We start from the raw sequence: 8,213 nt of genomic DNA, 5'->3' as shown, positions 1-8,213 counted from the left end.
GACAGCAACGGCAAGAAAACCCGTTTTCTCTTCCACATCAAAACCCTGCTCAAACTGAACAACGTCACGGTGGAAAACCGCCGCGTCGAACAGTTCCGGCCCGACCAACCGTTCGACATCGTGATCAGCCGCGCCTTTGCCAGCCTGTCAGACATGGTATCCGGGTGTGAGCACTTACTTTCGTCAGGAGGCCTGTTTATGGCCATGAAAGGGGTGTATCCAGAGGCTGAATTGGCGGAAGTGGAAGGTCGGGTTGAGCTGGTTCAGAGCCACCCGTTGCAGGTCCCCGGCAATGAGGGGGAGCGGCATTTGTTGGAGATGAGGTTGAGTTAGTACGTCCAGGGCAATCACGCCCGGGCCGATGCAGGGAGTTGGAAGACGCCGCTGCGCGACTTATCCGCCCGGCATTTGAGGGTCTATCAAGTTCTGTTACGGCGGGTGCGCTTCGCTTNNTGGACACCATCCGCGAACAGGGCAACGCCTACCTGAGCGCCGGCACCCGCCTGCGTTCCAACTACAACCGCGTCATGCTCGACATCGTCGCCGACACCTGCGGCCGCCACGACACCCTGGGCGGCGCCTGCGCCACCGAAAGCAACACCGTGCGCTACGACCTCGACAAACGCCACATGCACGCCTGCCGCGACAGCTGGATGCTCGCCATCGCCGAGCACGAAGAACTCGGCCTGAGCAAACGGGACATCACCCACAACATCAACTTCTTCATGAACGTGCCCATCACCCCGGACGGTGGATTGACGTTCGAAGATGGCATCTCGGCGCCCGGAAAATATGTGGAGCTGAAGGCCCAGATGGACACCATTGTGTTGATTTCCAATTGTCCGCAGTTGAATAACCCGTGTAATGGGTATGATCCGACGCCGATTGAGGTGTTGGTTTGGGATTAGGGGGGACGTTGGGTTACGGCGGATGCGCCTGCGGCTTATCCGCCCTACGCAAACTTCCGCTGGCACGGAGGTCTGGAGCGGGTACAACGATTCAAGACCGTGGAGCCGGGGACCGGCGATTCGAGCCTACAGGGATGTATGTACGGCGTGTCTTGAAAGGGGTTACCCCGCAGCGGCCCGGACGTGATGCGCCCACCATCAAAAACAATCCGGACTTGTCCCCGAGGGCCGCTTGCCACACAATACCCGGCTTTGATCCTGTTTCTCGAATAATCCAAAGGATAACGCTTTGACCCGAATCTACGCGGTAGCCAACCAGAAAGGCGGGGTGGGCAAAACCACCACCTGCGTCAACCTGGCCGCCTCCCTGGTGGCGACGAAAAAACGCGTCCTGCTGGTGGACCTGGACCCCCAGGGCAACGCCACCATGGGCAGTGGTGTGGACAAAAGCGAACTGGAACTGACCGTTTACGACGTACTCACCCGCCGGGCCGACGCCCGCGAATGCCTGCAGACCTCCGAATCCGGACAGTTCAAACTCCTGCCCGCCAACGGCGACCTCACCGCCGCCGAAGTGGAAATGCTCTCCCTGGACGGCAAAGAACGCCTCCTGTGGGACGGCCTGCAACCGATCAAAGACGAATTCGACTACATCATCATCGACTGCCCGCCCTCGCTCAACATGCTCACGGTCAACGCCCTGACCGCCTGCGACGGCGTGATCATCCCCATGCAGTGTGAATACTACGCGCTGGAAGGACTCTCGGCCCTGATGAACACCATTGGCCGAATTCAGGAACTGCTCAACCCCAACCTGAAAATCGAAGGCCTGCTGCGCACCATGTACGACCCGCGCAACAGCCTGACCAACGACGTTTCCGCCCAGCTCTCCCAGCACTTTGGCGACCGGCTCTACCGGACCTGCATTCCGCGCAACGTGCGTCTGGCCGAAGCGCCCAGTTACGGGCAGCCGGTGCTCAGCTACGACCGCCAATCCAAGGGGGCAATCGCCTACCTGGCACTGGCGGGGGAAATCATCCGGCGCAACGAAAACGACGAGAAGGCCGCTGCTCACGCAGCGCACTCCTGAAGCAACCATCACTGAATTACAGCAAATCATCAGCAGGGCAAGGTAATGGCGGGAAAACGCAAAGGCTTAGGCAAAGGCTTGGATGCCCTTCTGGGGGCGGGCGTGACGCCGGCTCCGGCGGATACACCCACTCCGGATTCGCCCCAGGCCGTCGAGGAAGCACTGGCCGATGGCCGGCTCGCCCACATTCCGGTGGAAATGATTCAGCGCGGGCGCTACCAGCCCCGTCGCGACATGCACCCCGAGGCACTGGAAGAGCTGGCGGACTCCATCAAAGCCCAGGGCGTGATGCAGCCGATCGTGGTCCGGCTTATCGCCCCGGAAAAATACGAAATCATCGCCGGTGAACGTCGCTGGCGAGCCACTCAACTGGCGGGTCTGGACAAGATTCCCGCGGTCATCCGGGATGTGCCCGATGAAGCGGCCATTGCCATGGCGCTGATCGAAAACATTCAGCGCGAAGATCTCAACCCGATCGAAGAGGCCATGGCCCTCAAGCGGCTGCAGGAAGAATTTGAGCTGACCCAGGGCGAAGTGGCCCAGGCGGTAGGCAAATCCCGCACCACGGTGACCAACCTGTTGCGCCTGATTGCCCTGACCGAGGAAGTCAAAACCATGCTCGAGCATGGCGACCTGGAAATGGGCCACGCCCGGGCCCTGCTCACTCTGGAGCCCGAAGATCAGCGGGTGGCGGCCCGTCAGGTGGTCGGCAAGGCCCTATCGGTCCGGCAAACCGAGACCCTGGTACGCAATCTTCAGGAGCAGAAGCACAAGAATACGGTAAAACCGGCCGCACCCTCGGCGGATATTCGCCGCCTGGAGGAGCAGCTTTCGGAGACATTGGGCGCCGGTGTGGCCATTCAACACACGGCCAAGGGCAAAGGCAAGCTGGTAATCAATTACAACAATCTGGACGAGCTCGACGGCATTCTCGCTCACATCAAATAGCGAGTTTTTTGAGTAATCGGTCAAAACGGCAAAAAGTGAGAATTATCCGATAATTAGCGGCGTTGTAAATGCTTCCGACTCAGGTTGAAGCGGGGGGGCTTTATCCCTATAATGCTGCGGCCCGGTCGCTTGGCGTCTGGGCTGGACACTCAGGTCGAACAGACGAGCTTTTGATAAACGCCACGCCATCACGACAGCGCCGACCACAGTCGATTGCCCGGCCTCCGGTTCTTTCGCGCTTGTTGTTGTTCTGGCTGCTGCTGTTCATCGCGGCGGGGGGCATTTGGCTGTTTGAGATCCGACTGGGCCTGTCAGTGCTCTGGGGAATTGCGGTCAGCGCTCTCCCCGGCGCCTGTTTTGCCTGGTACAGTTTTCGCCGCTTGGGCGGTGCCCGGCAGTCCGGAGCCGCGGTGCAAGCCATTTACCGGGCGGAAACCATCAAGTTTTTACTCACGGCGGCACTGTTTTCGGCTGTGTTTATGCAGGTGAAAGAGATTCATCTGGCGGCATTTTTTATCGCATTTGCCGGTGCACACCTGGGCGCCAGTCTGGTCACCGCCCGCACCCTGGCGCGTCACCAGGGCTAGGTTGAACTCACACAAAGAGACTATTTGGATGGCAGCGGAAGAGTACACTCCCACAACTACCGAGTATATTCAGCACCACCTGACCAACTGGACCTATGGCAAACTGCCGGAAGGCTCCTACTGTGACGGCTATCAGGTGCAGGAAACCACCGGCTGGACGGTGGCCAAATGTTCCGAAGCCATGTCTGCCATGGGATTCAATGCCATTCACCTCGACTCCATGGCCTGGTCCATCGGTCTCGGTCTGTTGTTTATCGGCGTTTTCCGCTGGGCGGCCAAAAAAGCCCACGCGGGGGTTCCCACCGGTCTGCTGAACTTTGTTGAAATCATCATCGAGTTCATCGACAAAACCGTCAAAGACGGCTTCCAGCACAAAAACGCCATGATCGCCCCGCTCGCCCTGACCATTTTTGTCTGGGTGTTCCTGATGAACCTGATGGACCTGGTGCCGGTGGACTGGATTCCCTCCCTGGCCATGTGGATCGCCGGCGACAGTCACTTCTACTTCAAGATCGTGCCCACCACCGATCCGAACATCACCCTGTCCATGGGCTTTACCGTATTCCTGCTGATGATCGGCTTCAGTATCGTCAAAAAAGGCTTTATGGGGTTCGTCAAAGAACTGACCCTGCACCCTTTCCATACCGACAAGTGGTATGTGAACCTGCTGCTGATTCCGATCAACTTTGCCCTGGAGTCCATTGCCCTGATCGCCAAGCCGATTTCTCTGGGCCTGCGACTGTTCGGCAACCTCTATGCGGGTGAAATGATTTTTATCCTGATCGCCACCATGTATTCCGCCGGCCTGATCATCGGTATTTTCGGCGGCTTCCTGCAGTGGGGTTGGGCGGTGTTCCACATTCTGGTGATTACCCTGCAGGCCTTCGTATTCATGGTGTTGACCATCGTGTACATGGCCATGGCGCACCATGTGGAAGACGAAGACCAGTTTACGCACTAACGTTTTGAACAACTCACTTATCTTTTTTTAAAACTGAGGAGAACTACCATGGGTATGGCACTGATTGCTGTTGCACTGTTGATTGGCCTGGGCGCACTGGGTACCGCTATCGGCTTCGCTCTGTTGGGCGGTAAGCTGCTGGAAGGTTCCGCTCGTCAGCCGGAACTGGCTCCGATGCTGCAGGGCAAAATGTTCCTGATCGCCGGTCTGTTGGACGCCGTTCCGATGATTGGTGTAGGTATCGCCATGTACATCCTGTTCGTTACCGTACCGGGCCTGGCGTAAGACCTCGCGAACTCCCAGAAACCCGATCCGTGTGCATCACCGGTTGTGAGCGCACACGGTTAAAGCCAAAAGCGTTACTGGAACAGAGGTTATCGGCGTGAACATTAATTTGACCCTAATCGGACAGTCCATCGCGTTTATTTTCTTCGTGCTGTTCTGCATGAAGTACGTGTGGCCGTTCATCACCGACGCAATGGCCGAGCGTCAGAAGCGCATTGCGGATGGCCTGGCCGCCGCGGATCGCGCCGACAAGGATCTGGAACTGGCGAAAGAAAAAGCCGCCAAGACTCTGCGCGAAGCCAAACAGGAAGCGGCCGGTATCGTCGAGTCCGCCAATAAGCGCGCCGCCAAGCTTGTTGAAGAAGCCAAAGACCAGGCTCGGGTAGAAGCCGAGCGTATCCGGTCCGCGGCCGAAGCCGAAGTGGAGCAGGAAGTGAACCGTGCCAAAGAGAAGCTGCGTGGCCAAGTGTCCCAGTTGGCTCTGCTCGGTGCACAGAAAGTGCTGGAAGCGGAAATTGACGAGTCCAAGCACAAGTCCATGATCGACAAACTGGCTGCCAATCTTTAAGTGAGGTGAACTGTGGCTGAACTGACTACCCTCGCCCGACCCTATGCCAAAGCGGCGTTTCAATACGCGCTGGACGCACAGGATCTGAGCGGTTGGGCCCAGCAACTGGCGACTCTGGCCGGCGCCAGCCAATACGGCACCATGGCCGATCGTATCGCGTCACCGTCACTGTCGGCCCAACAACAGGCCGATGTTCTGATCGAGGCCTGCGGTGACGAACTGAGCCAGCCAGTGCGCAACTACGTTCAGCTTCTGGCCCAGAACAAGCGTCTGATTTTGTTGCCGGAAATTCAGCAACTGTTCGAGGCGTTCAAGCACGCCCAGGAGCAGTCGGTGGATGTCGAGCTGACCACCGCCTTCACCCTGGCGGATGCCGAGCAGGAAAAACTGGCTCAGGCTCTCAGCGACAAGCTCAAGCGCAAAATCAGCGTCCGGGCCCAGGTCGACGAACAGCTTCTGGCGGGCGTTATCGTTAAAGCAGGTGATTTGGTCATCGACGGCTCGATGCGCGGTCGGTTAGAAAAACTCGCCAAAGCAATCAATTCGTAGGATTGAGGAAAAAAGCATGCAGCAGCTGAATCCATCCGAGATTAGCGACATTATCAAGCAGCGCATCGACAAACTCGATGTGTCCGCCGAAGCCCGCAACCAGGGCACGGTGGTTTCCGTGTCCGACGGCATCGTGCGTATTCACGGCCTGATGGACGTGATGTACGGCGAGATGATCGAATTTGAAGGCGGTCGTTTCGGTATGGCACTGAACCTGGAGCGCGACTCCGTCGGTGCGGTAATTCTGGGCGACTACCTGGGTGTGGCCGAAGGCCAGACCTGTAAGTGCACCGGTCGTATTCTGGAGGTGCCGGTAGGCCCCGAGCTGGAAGGCCGCGTCATCGATGCACTGGGTAACCCGATCGATGGTAAGGGTCCGGTTGACACCAAAGAAACCGACGCCATTGAAAAAGTGGCTCCCGGTGTTATCTGGCGTCAGTCCGTTGACCAGCCGGTTCAACTGGGTCTGAAAGCGGTTGACTCCATGGTGCCGATCGGTCGCGGTCAGCGTGAGCTGATCATTGGTGACCGTCAGATCGGTAAATCCGCCATTGCGGTGGACGCCATCATCAACCAGAAAGACTCCGGTATTAAGTGTATCTACGTGGCCATTGGCCAGAAGGCGTCCTCCATTGCGTCCGTGGTTCGCAAGCTGGAAGAGCACGGCGCCATGGATCACACCGTTGTGGTGGCTGCCACCGCTTCGGACCCGGCGGCCATGCAGTACCTGGCGGCCTTCGCCGGTTGTACCATTGGTGAGTACTACCGCGACCGCGGTCAGGACGCGCTGATCATTTATGATGACTTGACCAAGCAGGCCTGGGCCTATCGCCAGATCTCCCTGCTGCTGCGTCGTCCGCCGGGCCGTGAAGCCTACCCGGGTGATGTATTCTACCTGCACTCGCGTCTGCTCGAGCGCGCTGCACGAGTCAGTGCCGATTACGTTGAGAAGTTCACCAATGGTGAAGTGAAAGGCAAAACCGGCTCACTGACCGCGCTGCCGATCATTGAAACCCAGGCCGGTGACGTATCGGCGTTCGTACCGACGAACGTGATCTCCATTACCGACGGTCAGATCTTCCTGGAAACCTCGATGTTCAACTCGGGCATCCGTCCGGCGATGAACGCCGGTATCTCGGTATCCCGTGTGGGTGGTTCCGCACAGACCAAAGTGATCAAGAAACTGTCCGGTGGTATTCGTACCGCTCTGGCTCAGTACCGCGAACTGGCGGCTTTCTCCCAGTTTGCCTCTGATCTGGATGAAGCCACCAAGGCTCAGCTGGAGCACGGTGAGCGCGTGACCGAGCTGATGAAGCAAAACCAGTACTCGCCGATGAGCATTGCCCAGATGGCACTGGTTCTGTTCTGCGCCAACGAAGGCTATCTGCAAGACGTGGAAGTAAACAAGGTTCTGGACTTTGAAAGTGCCCTGCTCTCCTACGCTGAAAGCGAAGGTGCCGACCTGTTGAAAGAAATCAACGAAACCGGCAACTGGAACGATGAGCTGCAAGGCAAGATGAAAGCCCTGGTGGACAAGTTCAAATCCACCCAGACCTGGTAAGACCGGCGGTGCCGAAAGGCACCGCTTCATTCACGCTTGAGGGCCTTTGAGTATGGCAGGCGCAAAAGAGATTCGGACGCAGATTTCGAGCATTAAAAGCACGCAGAAAATTACCAGCGCGATGGAAATGGTCGCCGCGAGTAAGATGCGTAAAGCTCAGGAGCGTATGGAGCGGGGCAAGCCCTATGCCCAGCGCATGCGTGCCGTGGTCGGTCACCTGGCCAACGCCAACCCCGAATACAAGAACCGCTACATGGAAGAGCGCGAAGTCAAACGGGTGGGCTACATCATTGTCTCCAGTGACCGCGGTCTGTGTGGTGGCCTGAACGTCAACGTGTTCAAGGCCGCACTCAAGTCCATGAAGTCCTGGTCCGACCAGGGTGTCGCAGTAGATCTGTGCTTGCTGGGTGCCAAAGCCGGTGCGTTTTTCAACAGCCATGGTGGCAATGTGGTCGCCAGCGCTCGTGATCTGGGTGAGGCACCGACCGTCGCTTCCCTGATTGGCAGCGTCAAGGTCATGCTGGACGCCTTTGGCGAAGGCAAGATCGACAAGCTCTACCTGGTCGGTAACGAATTCATCAACACCATGACTCAGCAACCTGAAGTTCAGCAGCTGTTGCCGCTGGTGGCCGAAGAAGACCAAAAGCTTCAGCACCACTGGGATTACCTGTACGAGCCGGACGCCGAGCAACTGCTCGACGGTCTGCTGATTCGTTATATCGAGTCTCAGGTGTATCAGGCCGTGGTTGAAAACGG

10 protein-coding genes and 1 pseudogene are annotated in these 8,213 nt (G+C 57.9%); all 11 read left to right on the top strand.

Going from position 1 to position 8,213, the window contains the following annotated elements; translation table 11 throughout:
- A partial coding sequence (locus B3520_RS17390; RefSeq protein ID WP_286876491.1) for a 16S rRNA (guanine(527)-N(7))-methyltransferase RsmG occupies window positions 1–333 on the top strand: 333 nt, incomplete at its 5' end.
- A gap of 120 nt (window positions 334–453) precedes the next feature.
- Window positions 454–908, top strand: a pseudogene (locus B3520_RS17385) (DUF1989 domain-containing protein); the annotation flags it as partial.
- Window positions 909–1,197: 289 nt separating this feature from the next.
- On the top strand, window positions 1,198–1,998 hold the full coding sequence (locus B3520_RS17380) for a ParA family protein (RefSeq protein WP_024461775.1): 801 nt from the start codon (window positions 1,198–1,200) through the stop codon (window positions 1,996–1,998).
- 45 nt (window positions 1,999–2,043) lie between these two features.
- Window positions 2,044–2,946, top strand: a complete 903-nt coding sequence (locus B3520_RS17375; RefSeq protein ID WP_024461774.1) for a ParB/RepB/Spo0J family partition protein — start codon at window positions 2,044–2,046, stop codon at window positions 2,944–2,946.
- A 239-nt stretch (window positions 2,947–3,185) separates the two neighbouring features.
- Window positions 3,186–3,533, top strand: coding sequence for an ATP synthase subunit I (locus B3520_RS17370; protein ID WP_286804890.1), 348 nt, complete (start codon window positions 3,186–3,188; stop codon window positions 3,531–3,533).
- Between the two features lie 28 nt (window positions 3,534–3,561).
- Window positions 3,562–4,494 carry a F0F1 ATP synthase subunit A gene (gene atpB, locus B3520_RS17365; protein WP_024461772.1) on the top strand — a complete coding sequence of 311 codons (933 nt, stop codon included), beginning with the start codon at window positions 3,562–3,564 and terminating at the stop codon, window positions 4,492–4,494.
- 48 nt (window positions 4,495–4,542) lie between these two features.
- Window positions 4,543–4,779: a F0F1 ATP synthase subunit C gene (atpE, locus tag B3520_RS17360; protein ID WP_024461771.1), complete on the top strand. Its 237-nt coding sequence runs from the start codon at window positions 4,543–4,545 to the stop codon at window positions 4,777–4,779.
- Window positions 4,780–4,876: 97 nt separating this feature from the next.
- Window positions 4,877–5,347 (top strand): F0F1 ATP synthase subunit B, encoded by a 471-nt coding sequence (locus B3520_RS17355; RefSeq protein ID WP_024461770.1) that lies wholly within the window; start codon window positions 4,877–4,879, stop codon window positions 5,345–5,347.
- 12 nt (window positions 5,348–5,359) lie between these two features.
- On the top strand, window positions 5,360–5,896 hold the full coding sequence (locus B3520_RS17350) for a F0F1 ATP synthase subunit delta (protein WP_286804887.1): 537 nt from the start codon (window positions 5,360–5,362) through the stop codon (window positions 5,894–5,896).
- 16 nt (window positions 5,897–5,912) lie between these two features.
- The gene (gene atpA / locus B3520_RS17345) at window positions 5,913–7,457 is read left to right on the top strand and encodes a F0F1 ATP synthase subunit alpha (protein WP_024461768.1); all 1,545 of its coding nucleotides are present in this window, start codon (window positions 5,913–5,915) and stop codon (window positions 7,455–7,457) included.
- 52 nt (window positions 7,458–7,509) lie between these two features.
- On the top strand, window positions 7,510–8,213 hold a 704-nt coding region (gene atpG, locus B3520_RS17340; protein ID WP_286876489.1), incomplete at its 3' end, for a F0F1 ATP synthase subunit gamma.

Source organism: Marinimicrobium sp. UBA4509 (genome assembly GCF_002388575.1).
Classification (GTDB): domain Bacteria; phylum Pseudomonadota; class Gammaproteobacteria; order Pseudomonadales; family Cellvibrionaceae; genus Marinimicrobium; species Marinimicrobium koreense.
The sequence above is the reverse complement of the archived record's forward strand: the minus strand, read 5'-3'. Positions and strand labels throughout refer to the sequence as shown.